18 protein-coding genes and 1 tRNA gene are annotated in these 17,250 nt (G+C 38.0%); 6 read left to right on the top strand and 13 right to left on the bottom strand.

Features of this window, described 5'->3' with window-relative positions; translation table 11 throughout:
• The 3 genes from ACIQ32_RS04065 to ACIQ32_RS04055 all read right to left on the bottom strand — a co-directional run.
• Positions 1-776, bottom strand: a 776-nt coding sequence (locus tag ACIQ32_RS04065) for an aldehyde dehydrogenase family protein (protein ID WP_396194411.1), incomplete at its 3' end; no start/stop codon positions are given.
• A gap of 167 nt (positions 777-943) precedes the next feature.
• Positions 944-1,480 carry a 3-hydroxyanthranilate 3,4-dioxygenase gene (locus tag ACIQ32_RS04060; RefSeq protein ID WP_396194410.1) on the bottom strand — a complete coding sequence of 179 codons (537 nt, stop codon included), beginning with the start codon at positions 1,478-1,480 and terminating at the stop codon, positions 944-946.
• Positions 1,481-1,544: 64 nt separating this feature from the next.
• Positions 1,545-2,660 carry an endonuclease/exonuclease/phosphatase family protein gene (locus tag ACIQ32_RS04055; RefSeq protein ID WP_396194409.1) on the bottom strand — a complete coding sequence of 372 codons (1,116 nt, stop codon included), beginning with the start codon at positions 2,658-2,660 and terminating at the stop codon, positions 1,545-1,547.
• Between the two features lie 139 nt (positions 2,661-2,799).
• Here ACIQ32_RS04055 and ACIQ32_RS04050 point away from each other — a divergent pair, with 139 nt between their 5' ends.
• The 4 genes from ACIQ32_RS04050 (at position 2,800) to ACIQ32_RS04035 (ending at position 9,502) form a co-directional block, all read left to right on the top strand.
• A complete protein-coding gene (locus ACIQ32_RS04050) occupies positions 2,800-5,670 on the top strand; it encodes a carboxypeptidase-like regulatory domain-containing protein (RefSeq protein ID WP_396194408.1) in 2,871 nt (956 codons plus the stop codon).
• An 18-nt stretch (positions 5,671-5,688) separates the two neighbouring features.
• The gene (locus ACIQ32_RS04045) at positions 5,689-7,059 is read left to right on the top strand and encodes a DUF5689 domain-containing protein (RefSeq protein WP_396194406.1); all 1,371 of its coding nucleotides are present in this window, start codon (positions 5,689-5,691) and stop codon (positions 7,057-7,059) included.
• Between the two features lies 1 nt (position 7,060).
• Positions 7,061-7,501, top strand: coding sequence for a hypothetical protein (locus ACIQ32_RS04040; protein ID WP_396194405.1), 441 nt, complete (start codon positions 7,061-7,063; stop codon positions 7,499-7,501).
• 99 nt (positions 7,502-7,600) lie between these two features.
• Complete coding sequence (locus tag ACIQ32_RS04035; protein ID WP_396194404.1) at positions 7,601-9,502, top strand: S9 family peptidase; 1,902 nt, start codon at positions 7,601-7,603, stop codon at positions 9,500-9,502.
• 6 nt (positions 9,503-9,508) lie between these two features.
• Here the strand turns inward: ACIQ32_RS04035 and ACIQ32_RS04030 are convergent, their stop codons facing one another.
• The 7 genes from ACIQ32_RS04030 to pdxA all read right to left on the bottom strand — a co-directional run bounded on the left by ACIQ32_RS04030 (position 9,509) and on the right by pdxA (position 14,912).
• Positions 9,509-9,694 (bottom strand): hypothetical protein, encoded by a 186-nt coding sequence (locus ACIQ32_RS04030; protein ID WP_396194403.1) that lies wholly within the window; start codon positions 9,692-9,694, stop codon positions 9,509-9,511.
• Between the two features lie 213 nt (positions 9,695-9,907).
• Positions 9,908-11,254: an acetyl-CoA carboxylase biotin carboxylase subunit gene (accC, locus tag ACIQ32_RS04025; protein ID WP_396194402.1), complete on the bottom strand. Its 1,347-nt coding sequence runs from the start codon at positions 11,252-11,254 to the stop codon at positions 9,908-9,910.
• Positions 11,255-11,374: 120 nt separating this feature from the next.
• Positions 11,375-11,854: an acetyl-CoA carboxylase biotin carboxyl carrier protein gene (gene accB / locus ACIQ32_RS04020; protein ID WP_396194401.1), complete on the bottom strand. Its 480-nt coding sequence runs from the start codon at positions 11,852-11,854 to the stop codon at positions 11,375-11,377.
• Between the two features lie 24 nt (positions 11,855-11,878).
• Positions 11,879-12,877 (bottom strand): beta-ketoacyl-ACP synthase III, encoded by a 999-nt coding sequence (locus tag ACIQ32_RS04015; RefSeq protein WP_396194400.1) that lies wholly within the window; start codon positions 12,875-12,877, stop codon positions 11,879-11,881.
• 159 nt (positions 12,878-13,036) lie between these two features.
• Positions 13,037-13,231, bottom strand: a complete 195-nt coding sequence (gene rpmF / locus ACIQ32_RS04010; protein WP_129434012.1) for a 50S ribosomal protein L32 — start codon at positions 13,229-13,231, stop codon at positions 13,037-13,039.
• 9 nt (positions 13,232-13,240) lie between these two features.
• Entirely contained in the window at positions 13,241-13,780 is a 540-nt protein-coding gene (locus tag ACIQ32_RS04005) for a YceD family protein (RefSeq protein WP_396194399.1), read from the bottom strand.
• An 85-nt stretch (positions 13,781-13,865) separates the two neighbouring features.
• Positions 13,866-14,912, bottom strand: coding sequence for a 4-hydroxythreonine-4-phosphate dehydrogenase PdxA (pdxA, locus tag ACIQ32_RS04000; RefSeq protein ID WP_396194398.1), 1,047 nt, complete (start codon positions 14,910-14,912; stop codon positions 13,866-13,868).
• 60 nt (positions 14,913-14,972) lie between these two features.
• Between pdxA and ACIQ32_RS03995 the strand changes: the two genes are divergently transcribed.
• Positions 14,973-15,563, top strand: a complete 591-nt coding sequence (locus ACIQ32_RS03995; RefSeq protein WP_396194397.1) for a riboflavin synthase — start codon at positions 14,973-14,975, stop codon at positions 15,561-15,563.
• Between the two features lie 41 nt (positions 15,564-15,604).
• On the opposite strand, the gene ACIQ32_RS03990 is transcribed toward ACIQ32_RS03995, so the two are convergent.
• The 3 genes from ACIQ32_RS03990 to mce all read right to left on the bottom strand — a co-directional run bounded on the left by ACIQ32_RS03990 (position 15,605) and on the right by mce (position 16,564).
• The gene (locus ACIQ32_RS03990; protein ID WP_396194396.1) at positions 15,605-15,820 is read right to left on the bottom strand and encodes a hypothetical protein; all 216 of its coding nucleotides are present in this window, start codon (positions 15,818-15,820) and stop codon (positions 15,605-15,607) included.
• Between the two features lie 218 nt (positions 15,821-16,038).
• Positions 16,039-16,112: transfer RNA gene (locus ACIQ32_RS03985), tRNA-Ile, on the bottom strand.
• Between the two features lie 50 nt (positions 16,113-16,162).
• Positions 16,163-16,564 (bottom strand): methylmalonyl-CoA epimerase, encoded by a 402-nt coding sequence (mce, locus tag ACIQ32_RS03980; protein WP_396194395.1) that lies wholly within the window; start codon positions 16,562-16,564, stop codon positions 16,163-16,165.
• Between the two features lie 289 nt (positions 16,565-16,853).
• Here mce and rbfA point away from each other — a divergent pair, with 289 nt between their 5' ends.
• On the top strand, positions 16,854-17,246 hold the full coding sequence (gene rbfA, locus ACIQ32_RS03975) for a 30S ribosome-binding factor RbfA (protein WP_396194394.1): 393 nt from the start codon (positions 16,854-16,856) through the stop codon (positions 17,244-17,246).
• Positions 17,247-17,250: the final 4 nt, after the last annotated feature.

Genomic DNA, 17,250 nt, shown 5'->3' with positions numbered 1-17,250 from the left:
CAAGCTTGCGCTACAATTTTACCCATACGAGTAGAACCGGTAGCCGAAACTAGAGGCACTCGTTTGTCGTGTGTCATCATTTCGCCTACTTTGTAATCACCGTTGATTAAACAAGAGATGCCTTCCGACAAGTTGTTTTCTTTTAAGACTTCGGCGATGATATTTTGACAAGCGATTCCGCATAAAGGCGTTTTTTCAGAAGGTTTCCAAACGCAAACGTCGCCACAAATCCAGGCTAAAGCTGTGTTCCAAGACCAAACGGCAACAGGAAAATTAAAGGCCGAAATGATACCAACGATGCCTAGCGGATGGTATTGTTCGTACATGCGGTGACCCGGGCGTTCCGAGTGCATGGTTAAACCGTGTAATTGGCGAGATAAACCTACGGCAAAGTCGCAGATGTCAATCATTTCTTGCACTTCTCCGTAACCTTCTTGGAGTGATTTTCCCATTTCATAGGAAACTAATTTTCCGAGAGGTTCTTTGTATTTTCTTAATTTTTCCCCAAACTGACGTACGATTTCGCCGCGTTTGGGTGCCGGCATTAAACGAAACGTTTTGAAAGCTTCGCTGGCGGTTTGCATTACTTTTTCGTAATCTTCGGCTGTAGTGGTTTTTACTTTTCCGATGAGTTGTCCGTCTACGGGAGAATAACTTTCCAAGATTTCTCCGTTTGAAAAATGGTTATTTCCGGTGGAAGTACCTTCATTAATGGCTTTTACGCCTAATATTTCTAGGGCTTCGGTCATGCCGAATTGTTGCGCAATTGTTGACATTATAAGTTTATTTGTTTGTATTAGTGATTGCAAAAGTAAAGGTTTATTTTGAATTTTAGCCCGGATTCCTTCGGCAGTCGCTACGCTCGTGTGGAATGGCATCCTTTTTATCTCGTTTCTCGAACGGGATAAAAAGATAGAATGGATAGCCGGATTAGCTCCTAAAATTATTTTGAAGTAAATCTGGGGTCGGTGTCCATTACCGTTCCGCATTGGTCACAGGTTCTGAGTTTTTCTGAATTATAAAAGTGATTGAAATGTTGTAGAAAGTCTTTTTCGATGTCGTTTAATTTGAAATACACTTCGTAGAGTTTGTGGTTACAATGCTCGCAGTACCACAATAAGCCGTCGGGGATGTCTTTTCCGTTTCTTTTTCGTTCAACGACTAATCCGATGGAATTTTCCGAACGTGATGGAGAATGTGGCACTTTCGCCGGAAGCAGAAACAGATCGCCGGCGGAGAGTTTCATTGCTTTTTTTTCGCCGTCTTCTTGGATAAAAACGGTGATATCGCCTTCGAGTTGGTAGAACAATTCTTCGGTTTCGTTGTAATGGTAATCTTTACGGGCGTTGGGACCGGCCACAATCATCACGATATAATCGCCTGAATCAACGTATAAATTTTTGTTGCCAACGGGTGGTTTTAACAAATGACGGTTGTTGTTTATCCATTGGTTGAGGTTGAAGGGTTTTGCTACGGCCATTGTTTAAATTTTAAGTAAAGTTATAAAATAAAAAAGTCCCGATGGGCTCGAGACTTTTAAAAAATTATTTGACTTCTTTGATCAGATAGATATAAACGGGGAAGTGGTCGCTGTAACCTATTTCAGTCATACTGTGTCTTAACGGATAGCCTTTGTATTGTCCTACAGTAGTAATCATATAAGGTTTGTTATAAATACCGGCTTTCCAATATCTGAATGAGGAATAATCACTGCTTAAAAACGCTTCTGAAATCATGATTTGATCAAAGATATCTCCGGCATCACGGTGAAACAAGGTTGCGTTTCCTTTGTAGTACATTTCTTCAAACGGGTTGTAAATACCAAGCGGTTTTACCTCTTCTTTTTTGCGTTTGGCACCAATACCTTCTTTTACACTTTTGTTGTAAGTTCCGTCGTTAAGGTCACCCATGGTAATGATTTTGGCATTGGGATTAATTTTAAAGATAGAATCCATGATTTGTCGGTTCAAGCGTCCGGCTGCTTCCCGAAAAGGAGCACTTTTCTTTTCACCACCAGAGCGAGACGGCCAGTGATTTACAATGATGTTAACTTCTTCACCGTCAAGGAAGCCGGTTACTAAAAGTTGGTCACGGGTGTACACTCTATCGTCTTTGTCGGCTTCCGCTTTGTCAGCATCTGCTTTATCCTCTGCGGTTTCTTCTTTTTCTTTCTTGTCTGCTTTTCCTTCTTGGCTTCTGTATATCAATAAAGGAATGTTTTTAAAACTGGTAGGTTTGAAATGTTTTTTCTGATACAAAAGCGCTACGTCAATTCCTCTTTTATCAGGGGAATCAAAATGTACTATGCCGTAATTTTTATTGATAAGAAGCGGTTCTTTTACTAAGTCTTCCAGCACTCCTCTGTTTTCAATTTCGCAACCCCCTATTAATACAGGAGATTCTTTTTGTTGGTCGTTGGTTCCGATTTCAGAAAGAACTCGGGCTAAGTTTTTGAGTTTTTGTTTGTATTTTTTTCCGGTCCAGTTTTGAGCGCCATTCGGAAGCCACTCTTCATCGTTGTTCGTTCCGTTGATGGTGTCGAATAAGTTTTCAAAATTGTAGAAAGCTACCGTATGAATATTATACTTTTTAGCCTGTGCATTAGCCCCTATTATTGCGAAAAAAACAAAGAAAAGCGCTATTAAACTTTTAATTCTCATAAAATGTATATTAATTTAATATCAAGTTTTTTACAAACTTCGAGCCAAAAGTAGATAATATTATTAAAAGATGTACATTTGTCGGCTGTTAAGTTTTTATTAAGACTTCCCAGGGATAAAAATTAATTTTATTTTATTTATGAAAAAACTTGTTATTAGTACTTTATTTGTGATGCAAGTGTTTTTTGTTTTTGCACAAACTACTACCGGAATCACAGGTAAAGTGGTAGATTCAAAAACACAAAAACCTTTACAAAATGTTGTTGCTTCTATTGAAAACACCAGTTTTACTGCTTTGACAGATGTTACGGGTGTTTTTGTGTTTACAGAAGTGCCTAGCGGTAGTCAGTTACTGCAAATTAAGAGCGCCGGATACAAAGACCAATTACTTTCGGTTGAAGTAGAAGCAGGCAAAGTGTTAGACTTAGGGGTGATTGTTTTTGAGGAAGACGTTACTTCAGAACAGCAAATTAACCTTATTACTATTTTGGAAAATGATTTGGGAGATGACAATAGTGGTTCAGAGAATACCGCCGGACTTTTGCAAGCTTCCAGAGATACATACCAACAAGCTGCTGCCTTCAATTGGGGTCAGGCTCGTTTTAGAATTAGAGGTTTAGATAATGAATATTCTAACACTATGATTAATGGAGTTTCCATGAACAAGTTGTTGGACAATAGACCACAGTGGGGTAACTGGGGCGGATTGAATGATGCTACCCGAAACCAAGAATTTACCATGGGTTCTGCGCCTTCAGATTATACTTTTGGAGGCATTTTAGGAACACAAGAAATCAATACAAGAGCTTCAATATACAGAAAAGGAACCCGTATTTCTTATGCAGGAACCCAAACCAACTACAATTGGAGAGCCATGGCTACCCATGCTTCAGGGATGAACAAAGACGGTTGGGCATTTGTAATTTCGGCCTCCAGAAGATGGGCAGTTGAAGCTTATTTTGACGGGACAGATTATTCAGCCAATTCGGTTTTTGCCAGCGTTGAAAAAAAGTTCAATGAAAAACACAGTTTAAATTTCACGAGTATCTATGCACAAAACAGAAGAGGAAGAAATTCTTCTAATACAGATGAGATAAACAGTATTGCAGGTATCCGTTACAATTCTTTTTGGGGTTGGCAAGACGGGAAAAAGAGAAATTCTCGTGATAGAGAAATAGAGGAACCCATTAATATGCTAACCCATTATTGGAGAATGAGTGATAAAACACAATTAACCAGTAATGTAATGTATCAGTTTGGTAAAATTGGAAATTCAAGATTAGATTTTGTTAATGCAGCCAATCCTGATCCAACTTATTACCAAAACCTTCCAAGTTATTTCACTTCGTTATACAACAATGATCCTGAAACGGTTCCGGCATCTGCTTATCAGCCCGGAGGTTTAGGCGGAGTATTTACCCCGAATTTGATTGGTGCTATGGATGCTCCATTCTTTACTCAAAGACAAATTGATTGGAACGCTATGTACAGAGCGAACACGACGGCTATTGTTGACCAGAATGGTGTTGAAATCGGAAGAGCGCCGGCCAGAAGTGCTTATGTGTTGTATGAGGATAGAACCGACGATAAGTTATTTGTGGCTAATACTATTTTGAACTCTCAATTATCAGACAATATTGTAATGAATGCCGGTGCCAGTTACAGTCGTTTAAGTTCGAGAAACTTCCAAATATTAACGGATTTATTGGGCGGATCTTCTTTCTTGGACATCGATCCTTTTCAAGAAGGCAATGCACAACAACCTGATTTAAATAATCCAAACAGAGAAGTACAAGAAGGGGACAAATACGGTTACAATTACAAATTATTAGCAGATCATATTGATGCTTTCACTCAATTTAAATTTACTTATAATAAGATAGATTTTTACTTAGCACAATCTTTTACCAGAAAAACATACCAAAGAGACGGCTTATACAGAAACGGAATTTATGCAGCAAGTTCATTTGGTAAAAGTGAGAAAATAGAGTTTGACAACTTTGGTTTTAAAGGAGGTTTGACATACAAAATTACCGGAAAACACTTTTTAACATTCAATAGTCTTTACATGTCGAAAGCGCCATCTATGAGAAATGTTTTCTTCAATGCCCGATTGAGTAACACTCCAATCAGAAACTTAAGAAGCGAAACGGTTTCAAATCTTGACATGAGTTATGTAATTAAAACACCTAATTTCAAAGCCCGATTAACCGGTTATTTTGCAAATATCAAAGATGCTACAGAAACGTCATTCTTTTTTGCGGAAGGCGCCTTTGAAGATGTTGATGGCGATGGAGGCGATGCCTTTGTAGCGGAAATTGTTACAGGATTAGACAAGCTTAATATTGGAGGAGAACTTGGATTAGAATACCAAATTACATCTACTTTAAAGGCTACAGCTGCGGTGTCTTATGGACAATTCACCTACAACAGTAATCCTAATGTTACTTTAAATGATGACGCAAGAGCTGCCAGAGGCTTGTCGACATTAGTAAATTTAGGAGAATCAAAACTTAAAAATTATTATCAACCGGGAATTCCTCAACAAGCCTATGCGTTTGGACTTGAATACCGTGATCCTAAATTTTGGTGGATTGGTGCTAATGTAAATTACTTAGCAGACACTTATTTAGATGTTTCTTCTGTATTAAGAACCAACAGCTTTTTGAGAAATCCTTTGGACGCAAATGGGTTTCAATTTCCTGAAGCAGAACAAAGTAGAGTTGATGAACTTTTAAAACAAGAAAAGTTTGACCCTTATACGTTGGTCAATTTAACAGGAGGTAAATCATGGAGAATTTCAGGGAAAAATCCGGTTACTTTGGGATTATTTGCCACATTAAATAATATCTTTGATGTACAGTACAAAACGGGTGGTTTTGAACAAGCAAGAAACGCTAACTATAGAGAATTAAATCAAGACGTTTCAAGCGGAACTCCTGCTTTTGCCCCACGTTATTTTTATGGATTCGGAAGAACCTACTTTTTCAACTTTTATATTAATTTCTAAAAAAAATAAAATTACGATATGAAAACAACATTTTTTAAATCAATGCTTGCTGCAATTTTTATTGCCAGTTTTTCATCAAGTTGTATAAATGATGATGATTATGAGACACCTCAAGTTGATTGTATTGAGACAACTTTGCAAAAAACAAAAGAAGTTTCAGAAATTAGCGCCAGCGCTACTGTTACCCAATATTTGGCAGACGATGTTATTGAAGCTTATGTAGTTTCATCAGACAAAGGTGGAAACTTTTTCAAAACAATCTCTTTCCAAACATTGCCAACTACTACACAACCTCAACCTTCTGCATTTAGTGTACCGGTAGATGTTTCTTCAACATTTATCTCATTTGAGCCGGGTAGAAAAGTATTAATCAAAATGAAAGATTTATACACAGATTTAAGCAATGGTGGTAAAAGAATCGGAGGCATCTTTGTTAGCTCGTCTAATACTCCTGCTGTAGGCCGTCTTTCTCCGGCTTTATACAGAACTGCTTTGAATAAATCATGTACTATCGTTTCTGAGGATGCTTTAAAAAGAACTTTAACCATCCCACAATTATTGAACGATGCAAACATCAACACTTTAGTAGAATTAGACGGTGTTCAATTTTCTAACCAAGCCATCACTTCAACTTATTATAATGCTGCTAACGATTTAGGAGGCGCTACCAATCATTTGTTGACCGATGCTGAAGGAAACTCAGTTATTTTCAGAACCAGTAGTTTTGCCAATTTTGCTGCTAAACCGGTTGCCTCAGGAAGAGGAAAGGTTAGAGGTATTTTAACAAAGTTTGGTTCTGATTACCAATTCCTTGCCAGAACAGAAGATGATATAAAATTGAATGGCCCAAGATTAGTGCCTATTTTTTCAGAAAATTTTGAAAGTATTTCGGGTACAGGTAACGGACAAAACGTTGCTTTACCGGGTTGGTCAAATGTTTCTATGAATGGTGGAAATGAAAAATGGGAAGCCAGAATTTTCAGTAACAACAAATATGCTCAGTTCTCTCCTTTCGGAATTACTCCTGCAGAAAATAGCGTTGACACAAGATTAATTACTCCGGCAATCAATTTAGACGGTACCACTGGAGAATTTTTAAGATTTGGTTCTAAAATTGGTTTCGCAAATGGTGTTGCGGTTACAGTTTGGATTTCTACCAATTATGATGGATCAGGTACTGCAGCAGCGGTTAATGCTGCCACTTGGACACAATTAAATGCTACTTTCGCCCCTCAAAGCAGCAGTTTTCCTGCTAATTTTACAAGCTCAGGGAATGTAGATTTATCTTCTTATTCCGGTAATGTATACATCTCTTTCCGTTATGTAGGAGGAACCAATAACATTACCTCTACTTACCAAATTGACAACATTGAAGTATATGCCCAATAAGATGAGAAAGTTATTATTACTATTGCTTTTCCCGCTGATTTTTATCTCATGCGGTGAGGATGATGAGGATTTTGTTACACAAAATTACTTAGTAGGAAATTGGGAAATTACGCAACAAGGAACAAGATCTCCACAAGGGGTTATCTTGTATACCGATTATGTAAACAATACCAATTGTAAAGACAATTATATATTCAATGCCGACTTTTCTTTTGAGAGCAACGATTACACTACAACAGAACCATGTGTGAGTACTAAAATTACAGGGACTTACGACAGGCTTTCTACTTTTGTAACATTGAATTATACTGTACAAGTCGGAGAAACCCAACAAGAACAGTCAACAACCTTAACGGTAATCTCTTTAACTTATACTGAGGCGGTACTAGCTTACACTAACGATGTAAACGAAGTAGTTTATTTGAAATTAGTAAAAGTGTAATTTTAAGAATATCTAAAGTATCAAAAAAGCCATCCGCTAGGGTGGCTTTTTTTGTGGAGATTATTTACTATTTTTAAGCCTTTAATAAACCAACAGACCATGAAAAAAATCTTTTCTATAATCATTTGTACAATGGGCATCACAGCAGCTGCACAAGAAGTGCTTTCTCCCGAAACGCTATGGAAACTCGGTCGAGTAACCGCTATGGGGATTTCTAAAGACGGACAATCTATCGTTTACAAAGTAGCTACGCCTTCGGTGGCAGACAACAAATCCAATTCCAAATTTTACACCATTCCGGTCAACGGTGGTAATCCTACCGAAGTAAAGGAAACAAAAGATTTATTGGTTGACAAAAATGTTTCGCCAAACGGCTTGTTTATTTTGTCCAGCCAAGAAGTGAAAACCGAAAACGTGTTAGGCAAAGACATATATACCGATTTAAGCAAATCCGATGCCCAAGTCTACAACGGTTTAGATTACCGCCATTGGGATACTTGGAACAATGGTTCTCACAACCACGTGTTTTATGCCGAAAATAAAGAAAACGCCAAAGGCATTGACATCATGCCAAACGAACCTTACGACAGTCCGCAAAAGCCTTTCGGAGGTGATGAAGATTATATTTGGTCACCCGACAGCAAAAATATCATCTACGTTTGCAAAAAGAAAGCCGGAACGGAATACGCCGTTTCCACCAATACCGATTTATACGAATTCAACCTAGAAACCAAAACCACCAAAAACCTAACCGAAAACAATCCCGGTTATGATATGAATCCGGTGTTTTCCCCAACCGGAAACCTAACTTGGTTGCAAATGAAACGCGACGGTTATGAAGCCGATAAAAATGACTTGATTGTTCGTTTCAAAGGCATCGACATGAACCTAACCGCCAATTGGGACGGAAGCGTAGACAATTTCCTTTGGAGTGCTGATGGCAAGAAAGTATATTTCACCGCTGCTGTTGATGGTGCCAAGCATTTATTCGAAGTCAATTTCCCTGGTTTAACCAAAATTGCCATTACTGTTAGACAAGTTACATCCGGTGATTTTGATGTGAATGATTTGGTAGGTTTCTCAGGCGATAACATCATCGTGACTCGTACCGATATGAACCACGCAGGCGAAATCTATTCGTACAACTTCAAGAAAAAAACTTGGTTGCAACTCACCAAAACCAACGACGAAACTTACGCCAAATTGGCTTTACCCAAATTCGAAAGACGTTACGTTACTACCACTGACGGTAAAAAAATGCTGGTTTGGGTAATCTTGCCACCCAATTTTGATCCAACCAAAAAATACCCAACACTTTTATATTGCCAAGGCGGACCGCAATCACCGTTAACTCAAAGCTATTCTTTCCGATGGAACTTTTCCTTAATGGCTTCACAAGGCTATGTAATCGTGGCGCCAAACCGTCGCGGGATGTACGGTCACGGACAAGCTTGGAACGAACAAATCTCTAAAGATTGGGGCGGACAAGTAATGAATGACTATCTCTCGGCAATTGATGACGTGGGTAATGAAAGTTATGTTGACAGAGCGCGTTTAGGAGCTGTTGGAGCGAGTTATGGGGGTTATTCGGTATTCTACCTGGCCGGAATCCATGGAAATCGTTTTAAAACCTTTATTTCGCATTGCGGGGTTTTCAATTTGGAGAGTATGTATGGCACTACTGAAGAAGTCTTCTTCAACAATTGGGACCACGGCGGCGCGTATTGGGAAAAAGACAATGCCGATGCCCAAAAAGCCTATACTGAGTTCAATCCAATAAAAATGGTCGATCAATGGAATACCCCAATCCTAATCATCCAAGGCGGAAAAGACTACCGCGTGCCTATCGGACAAGGACAAGAAGCTTTCCAAGCCGCACAATTACGAGGCATTAAAAGCCGTTTCATGCTCTTCCCCGAAGAAAACCACTGGGTACTAAAACCACAAAACGCCTTAGTATGGCAACGCGAGTTTTACAAATGGTTAAAGGAAACGTTGTAAATCCCGTTAGGGATTGAATATCGGTAAAGAAACCGTAATCCAACAAATCCCGTTAGGGATTGAATATCGGTAGAAAATAAATGTTGCAATCCAACAAATCCCGTTAGGGATGATATAACAAACGGCTTGTTTTAAGGAATCCATACCATCCCTAACGGGATTTCCTTTCGATTCATATACGGTTTTTACCAAGATTAAATCCCTGACGGGATTAAACAACCCGGCGTGACAGAGTTGGGTTTTGTTTTTTAATCAGGAGCGAATGGTTTGGGCATTCTTGCCATCCGTGTTCCCGCTTTCCGCGCTACATGGTAGCCAGCTCCAATCGGGGCTAGAGGAAAAGCCATTTTAATTTTTGGAAACCTTTAGAAATAAAAAACCCAACGATACCGTTGGGTTTTTTATCTATTCCGGATCGTTCATTTTAAAACTTTCCATAAACTTCGTAGTGTAATTTCCGGCTACATAATCCGGCTCTTCCATCAACTGGCGGTGGAACGGAATCGTGGTTTTAATCCCTTCAATATAAAACTCATCCAAAGCACGTTTCATCTTGTTGATGGCTTCTTCTCTGGTTTGCGCCGTGGTAATCAACTTGGCAATCATCGAGTCATAATTTGGCGGAATCGTATAACCCGCGTAAACGTGAGTATCCAAACGCACTCCGTGTCCACCCGGTGCATGTAAAACGGTAATTTTACCCGGCGAAGGACGGAAGTCATTATAAGGATCTTCCGCATTGATACGACATTCGATAGAGTGCAATTGCGGCAAATAGTTTTTACCCGAAATTGGCACACCGGCCGCTACTAATATCTGCTCACGAATCAAATCGTAGTCAATAACTTGTTCTGTAATTGGGTGCTCTACTTGGATACGCGTATTCATTTCCATGAAATAGAAATTACGGTGTTTGTCTACTAAGAACTCTACTGTTCCGGCACCTTCATACTTAATGAATTCAGCGGCTTTTACAGCAGCTTCACCCATTTTAGTTCTTAATTCGTCGGTCATAAATGGCGAAGGGGTTTCCTCAGTCAATTTTTGGTGACGGCGTTGTACCGAACAATCTCTTTCTGATAAGTGACATGCTTTTCCATAAGAATCACCTACTACTTGTATTTCGATATGACGAGGTTCTTCGATTAATTTTTCCATGTACATCCCGTCATTTCCAAAGGCAGCGGCAGATTCCTGACGAGCACTTTCCCAAGCTTTTAATAACTCTTCGGGTTTCCATACGGCACGCATTCCTTTTCCACCACCACCGGCAGTTGCTTTCAACATTACCGGATAACCCATTTCTTTGGCTAATCTTTGCGCTTCTTCAAAAGACTCTAATAAACCGTCTGATCCCGGAACACATGGAACGCCGGCTGCTTTCATGGTAGCTTTCGCCGTAGCTTTGTCTCCCATTTTATCAATCATTTCCGGTGAAGCTCCAATAAATTTGATGCCGTGTTCCTGACAAATTTTAGAAAACTTGGCATTTTCCGAAAGGAATCCGTAACCCGGATGAATGGCATCGGCATTAGTAATTTCGGCAGCCGCAATGATGTTAGCCATTTTTAAATAAGACAAATTACTTGGCGGTGGACCAATACAAACCGCTTCGTCTGCAAACTTTACGTGTAAACTTTCCGCATCGGCTGTTGAGTAAACTGCCACGGTCTTGATGCCCATTTCTTTACAGGTTCTAATCACGCGAAGCGCAATTTCTCCTCTATTGGCAATTAATATTTTTTTAAACATCCTTTTTAATTTGAAAATTATACAATTTGAAAATTTGAAAATTGATGAAGTGTGGTAATTATTTTCACCCGAGCGATAGCGAACTGACGAAGTAAATTAACACATCTTCAAATCTTCAAATTAAGAAGGGTCAACCAAGAATAATGGTTGGTCAAATTCTACAGGCGACATATCGTCTACCAATATTTTAACGATTTTCCCAGAAACTTCCGCTTCAATTTCGTTGAATAATTTCATGGCTTCTACCACACAAAGCACATCACCTTTTTGAATAGAAGTTCCTACTTCAACAAATACCGGTTTGTCCGGAGAAGGTTTGCGGTAAAAAGTTCCAATCATTGGAGATTTTATAGTGATGAATTTTGAATTGTCTTCGGTCGGAGCTGCTGCTACCGGTGTTGAAGCCGCTACCGGAGCTGCTGCTACCGGAGCTGCTATAGCTTGCTGAACAGGGGCTTGCTGAACATAAGTTATATCCGGTGTATTTCCTTCTAAAGTAGTTCTGATGGTAATTTTAACATCACCTGTTTCCAATTTTACTTCGGCTACTCCGGAATTGGAAACGAATTTGATCAGGTTTTGAATTTCTTTTAAATCCATGATTTGTTAGTTTTAGAATTAGTTTTATTGTTTGTCATACGCCCATTTTAAGTAGATAGATCCCCAAGTGAATCCACCACCAAAAGCAGCGAAAATTAAGTTGTCTCCTTTTTTAAATTGTTTTTCAAAATCACTCAACAATAGTGGTAAAGTAGCTGATGTGGTATTGCCATAACGGTGAATGTTGACTAAAACTTTATCTTCGTCAACGCCCATTCTGCTGGCAGTGGCATCGATAATTCTTTTATTAGCTTGGTGTGCAATCAACCAATCTACATTCTCTTTGGTCAAATGGTTGCGCTCCATTATTTTTTCACTTACGTCTGCCATGCCGGAAACCGCATATTTAAATACCGTTTTTCCATCTTGAAAAACAAAGTGTTGTCCGTTAGCCACAGTTTCTTCCGAAGGCGGAAGGATTGAACCACCGGCATCAATTTTTAGGTATTCTCTGCCGATACCGTCGCTTCTTAGAAACTCATCTTGTAACCCTAAACCTTCGTAATTAGGTTCGAATAAAACAGCACCACCACCATCACCAAAAATGATGCAAGTTGCTCTGTCTGTGTAATCTATGATAGAAGACATTTTATCGGCACCGATTAACAATACTTTTTTGTATCTGCCGGATTCTATATAGGCTGCGGCGTTTGACATTCCGAATAAAAAGCTAGAACAAGCCGCTTGTAAATCATAGGCAAAAGCATTTACAGCACCAATTTGACTGGCAACGTAAACTCCTGTAGAAGCCACCGGCATATCGGGAGTCGCAGTAGCCATGATGACTAGGTCTATTTCTTCCGGATTGATATTGGCTTTAGATATTAAATCTTGAGCGGCCTTGATGGCCAAATAAGAAGTGCCTTTTCCTTTTTCTTTCAAAAGTCTTCTTTCTTTAATACCGGTGCGAGTGGTTATCCATTCGTCATTGGTATCTACCATAGTTTCCAGTACTTGATTAGAGAGTACAAATTCCGGAACATAAGCTCCAACTGCGGTAATTGCGGCTGTTATTTTGGTCATAAAAAAGGTGTTTTTCCAATCGATTTTTGTACAATCGAAAAGTTGTGGAAATTACAAAAAAAATTTATACCTGAAGGTATTCGCTAGGGATATTTGCTAAAATTAATTAAAACAAAAAACTCCCACATAGTGAGAGTTTGTTTTGTAAAAAAACCTTAATTAAGCAACAGCTACTGATTTATCAATAACTACTTGTCCTCTGTAATACATTTTACCTTCGTGCCAGTAAGCTCTGTGGTATAAATGTGCTTCACCTGTTATAGGGCAAGTTGCGATTTGGGCAACAGTTGCTTTATAATGAGTTCTTCTTTTATCTCTTCTTGTTTTCGAGGTTTTTCTCTTAGGATGTGCCATTGTACTATATTATTTATCCGTTAATAGTTGTTTTAATTTGTCCCAACGCGGGTCAATATCATCTTCTTTTTTTTCTTCTTTAATCTCTTTTACTTGTAATTCATTTAGTTTTTGAAGCGCTTCTGTTTGCAAGGTTCCGTCTTTTACTCCGGGATGTATCCTTTTATGAGGCACCGACAAAACAATCATTTCATAAATGTATTGCGATAAATCTATTTGGTGTTCTCCGTGAGGGAGTATCAATAGTTCATCATTGTCGTTGTTGAATTCGTCACCAAATTGGACAACCAGTTTAATTTTTCCTTTGATAGGCAAATCAAACGGCTCACCGGTTAGGTCACAGGGAACATTTACGGTTCCTTTGTGCTTGAAGCTGATTTCCAACATGGTAGTTTTTTTTTCTAAAACTACAGCAACGTCTACAGTACAGCTTTCGAATTCACCAAAACTAAATTCATCAAAGAACTTTTTCTCTATTTTAAATTCAAACTGATGCTTTCCTAATTTTAATCCTATGAAAGGAATTAAATATTCATTCGTACTTTTCATCTAAACAACAATTTGACCCGACATTTCGGGAGTGCAAAGATATAAAATTATTGGAATTCCAATAACCTTATCAACATTTTTTTGTTTATAACTGTTTTTCTTTTGTTTTCAAGGGATTTCGGGAGATTTCCTTGTAATCTGCTCTTGAATTATAAATGTCAATTGCAGTGTAAACTGCTTCTCGGAATGAATTATGGTCGGCTATTCCTTTTCCTGCAATTTCATAGGCTGTTCCATGATCAGGAGAAGTTCTTACTTTGTTTAATCCTGCGGTATAATTTACACCGTTTCCAAAAGATAAAGTCTTGAAAGGGATTAATCCTTGATCGTGATAAGTAGCGACTACAGCATCGTATTTTTCATATTGGCTATTGCCAAAAAAACCGTCAGCTGCAAAAGGGCCAAAAACCAAAGTCCCTTTTTCGAATAATTTCTTCAAGGCAGGTTTTAAAATTTCATCGTCTTCTTTTCCGATTACACCATTGTCTCCGGCGTGAGGGTTAAGAGCCAAAACTGCAATTTTTGGTTTGTTGACGCCAAAATCTTGAATTAACGATTGTTTGATGGTTTCTATTTTTTGCACAATCAATTTTTCGGTTAAATGTTTGGCTACTTCATTTACCGGAACATGATCGGTTAACAAACCAACCCTCAAATTGTCATGAACCATAAACATTAAGGCATTTCCTTCCAGCTCTTGGTTCAAATAATCGGTATGTCCGGGAAATTTAAATTCCTCAGATTGTATATTGTATTTGTTGATAGGAGCGGTAACTAATAAATCGATTTGGTTTTCTTTTAGTGCTTTAGTAGCTGAAGTAAAAGATTTTATAGCGTATTTCCCTACGATGTCATCGTTTTGTCCGAAGTTCAAATCAACCCCTTCACGCCAAACATTTAAAACATTTATTTTTCCTGTAACGAGTTGCTCTATTTTGTCAATTCCGTGTAAAGGAGCAGTTAATTCCAAAGTCTTTTTAATGAATGACAGGATTTTGACATTGGCAAAAATAACCGGTGTGCAAAGTTCCAACATTCGGGCATCTTCGAAAGTTTTCAAAATCACCTCGCTTCCAATACCGTTTAAATCTCCGATTGAAATCCCAACTATGATATTTTCTGCTTTTTTCATAAGAAGTACTGGTTATTTATTGCTAATTTTGAAGTGCAAATTTAGTAAAATAAAACCATAATGTTTACAGGAATAATTGAAACCCTTGGAATTGTAAAAGAATTAAAAAAAGAAGGAGACAATCTTCACTTGACAATTGCCTCCGACATTACGCAAGAGTTAAAAATAGATCAAAGCGTAGCCCATAACGGCGTTTGTTTGACCGTAGTAGCTATTGATAAAGACGAATACACTGTAACCGCTATTAAGGAAACCATTGATAAAACTACGTTAGGAGAATGGCAAGTAGGCGATTTGATTAATTTGGAGCGAGCGATGAAGTTAGGGGATAGATTAGATGGTCACATTGTGCAAGGTCATGTTGATCATATAGGAGTTTGTAAATCGATTGAAGAAGCCAACGGCAGTTGGTATTTTACTTTTGACTACCACAGTCAGCAAAACAATGTGACTATTGAAAAAGGGTCAATAACCGTTAACGGAGTAAGTTTAACGGTGGTTAATTCAAAATCAAATACATTTAGTGTTGCTATTATTCCTTATACATTTGAACATACAAATTTTAAGACATTTAAAATAGGTTCAAAAATCAACTTAGAATTTGATGTTGTCGGAAAATACGTGGCAAGATTATACTCGCTTAGACAGTAATTTTAAAAATTCGTGCATTTTAAAAGTAAAAAAGCATCCATTTATCGGGATGCTTTTTTGGTATTGTATCGGGATATTTTGTAAAATCCTAAAAGTAATGCAAATAGTAATAATAGCATCAAACCACCGTCCAAAGGCAAGCCTGGCGGTTCTGGAGGTGAAGATGGTGGCGGTGGATCGGGACCAGCAAAAACATTGATAACCGGTAAAAAAACCACTGCCAGAATGATAACAATTCTATTCGGGACAATTTTCATAGTGCGTAAAAGTATAAAAAAAATCTAATCGCCAAAATAAATTGGTTATATAATCAACATTATTAATACAAATTTAAAATACAAAGGTATTGATTATAGGTCTAATTTTAACTTTGATGATAAAAATTCAATTTCCATATGCCTCAATATTTACGATGTATAGGAACTTATGGTTTTTAGGGCCAAAAAAAAGACCCCTTTTGAGGTCTTTAAAATTGTGGTCCCACTTGGGCTCGAACCAAGGACCACCTGATTATGAGTCAGGTGCTCTAACCAACTGAGCTATAGGACCGCATTAGAGGTTGCAATATTACTACTATTTTTTTTTCGTTGCAACTATTTTTAAGGGATTTCTTGGCAAAGCTCAATCAAAACACCATTGGTTCCTTTTGGATGTAAAAAGGCAACCAATTTGTTATCGGCACCTTTTTTGGGGATTTCATTTAAAACCACAAATCCTTCATTTTTTAGCCGGGCTATTTCAGAAAGGATATCTTCCACATCAAAAGCAATATGATGAATACCTTCGCCTTTTTTTTCTAAAAATTTAGCAATGGGGCTTTCAGAATTTGTTGCTTCCAAGAGTTCAATTTTGTTAGGGCCATTCATAAAAAATGAAGTTTTAACACCTTCACTGGCCACTTCTTCTTCTTTATAAGGCGGATTGCCAAATAGTTTTTCAAATAATAGGTTGGAGCTTTCTAAACTTTTTACGGCTATACCAATGTGTTCTATTTTTCTCATTTAATTGGAATTATTGGGTTGTTGAGCGACTAAGTTGCTCAAGCTGTTATAAAAAGTCAAAGATAAGCATTTCGTACATTAGCCCTGATAGAAGCGGCATCCTTATTATTGTTTAAGAAATGTCCTTCTGACGGTGTTTGGTGATAACAATAAAAAGATATAGCGGATAGCAGGAAATAGCTTCTCAAAAAACGCAGTAACTTATTACGCTTCGCTCCATACAATTCGCACTTCGTGCTCGGGTCAGCTACTTTGCAACTTTATAACTTAAAAGTTGTATTTTTGCCCCATGGAAACGAACAGACAGAAAAAAATCGGGAATGTATTACAAAAGGATTTAGTAGATATCCTGCAAGGCGAAGTGCGTAAAAACGGGATCACCAATTTAGTGATTTCGGTTTCAAAAGTGAGCGTGACCACTGATTTGTCTATTGCTAAAGTTTATTTGAGTGTTTTTCCACAGGAGAAAGCTGTCGAATTACTCGAAGCCGTAAAAACCAATGCGCCTTTAATCAAGCACGATTTGGCGCAAAGAGTAAAACTACAATTGCGCAAAGTACCTAATTTGGTTTTTTATATTGATGATTCCTTGGATTATATCGAAAAGATTGACAATGCTTTGGCCGGAAAAGAGAATCCTATAGAAAACAGAGCACTTTTAGACAAACGCAAGAAATTTTAATCTA

The sequence above is a fragment of the Flavobacterium sp. genome, from assembly GCF_044373165.1.
Taxonomy (GTDB): Bacteria; Bacteroidota; Bacteroidia; order Flavobacteriales; family Flavobacteriaceae; genus Flavobacterium.
This window is presented reverse-complemented; position numbering and strand designations above follow the sequence as displayed.

Bases quoted from the DNA above. Each gene is read 5' to 3' on its own strand.
- mce (WP_396194395.1), bottom strand. From the start codon at position 16,564: ATGAGAAAAATAGAACACATTGGTATAGCCGTAAAAAGTTTAGAAAGC.
- accB (WP_396194401.1), bottom strand. From the start codon at position 11,854: ATGGATTTAAAAGAAATTCAAAACCTGATCAAATTCGTTTCCAATTCC.
- ACIQ32_RS03990 (WP_396194396.1), bottom strand. From the start codon at position 15,820: ATGAAAATTGTCCCGAATAGAATTGTTATCATTCTGGCAGTGGTTTTT.
- accC (WP_396194402.1), bottom strand. From the start codon at position 11,254: ATGTTTAAAAAAATATTAATTGCCAATAGAGGAGAAATTGCGCTTCGC.
- pdxA (WP_396194398.1), bottom strand. From the start codon at position 14,912: ATGAAAAAAGCAGAAAATATCATAGTTGGGATTTCAATCGGAGATTTA.
- rpmF (WP_129434012.1), bottom strand. From the start codon at position 13,231: ATGGCACATCCTAAGAGAAAAACCTCGAAAACAAGAAGAGATAAAAGA.
- rbfA (WP_396194394.1), top strand. From the start codon at position 16,854: ATGGAAACGAACAGACAGAAAAAAATCGGGAATGTATTACAAAAGGAT.
- ACIQ32_RS04015 (WP_396194400.1), bottom strand. From the start codon at position 12,877: ATGACCAAAATAACAGCCGCAATTACCGCAGTTGGAGCTTATGTTCCG.
- ACIQ32_RS04035 (WP_396194404.1), top strand. From the start codon at position 7,601: ATGAAAAAAATCTTTTCTATAATCATTTGTACAATGGGCATCACAGCA.
- ACIQ32_RS04055 (WP_396194409.1), bottom strand. From the start codon at position 2,660: ATGAGAATTAAAAGTTTAATAGCGCTTTTCTTTGTTTTTTTCGCAATA.
- ACIQ32_RS04005 (WP_396194399.1), bottom strand. From the start codon at position 13,780: ATGAAAAGTACGAATGAATATTTAATTCCTTTCATAGGATTAAAATTA.
- ACIQ32_RS03995 (WP_396194397.1), top strand. From the start codon at position 14,973: ATGTTTACAGGAATAATTGAAACCCTTGGAATTGTAAAAGAATTAAAA.
- ACIQ32_RS04045 (WP_396194406.1), top strand. From the start codon at position 5,689: ATGAAAACAACATTTTTTAAATCAATGCTTGCTGCAATTTTTATTGCC.
- ACIQ32_RS04040 (WP_396194405.1), top strand. From the start codon at position 7,061: ATGAGAAAGTTATTATTACTATTGCTTTTCCCGCTGATTTTTATCTCA.
- ACIQ32_RS04060 (WP_396194410.1), bottom strand. From the start codon at position 1,480: ATGGCCGTAGCAAAACCCTTCAACCTCAACCAATGGATAAACAACAAC.
- ACIQ32_RS04050 (WP_396194408.1), top strand. From the start codon at position 2,800: ATGAAAAAACTTGTTATTAGTACTTTATTTGTGATGCAAGTGTTTTTT.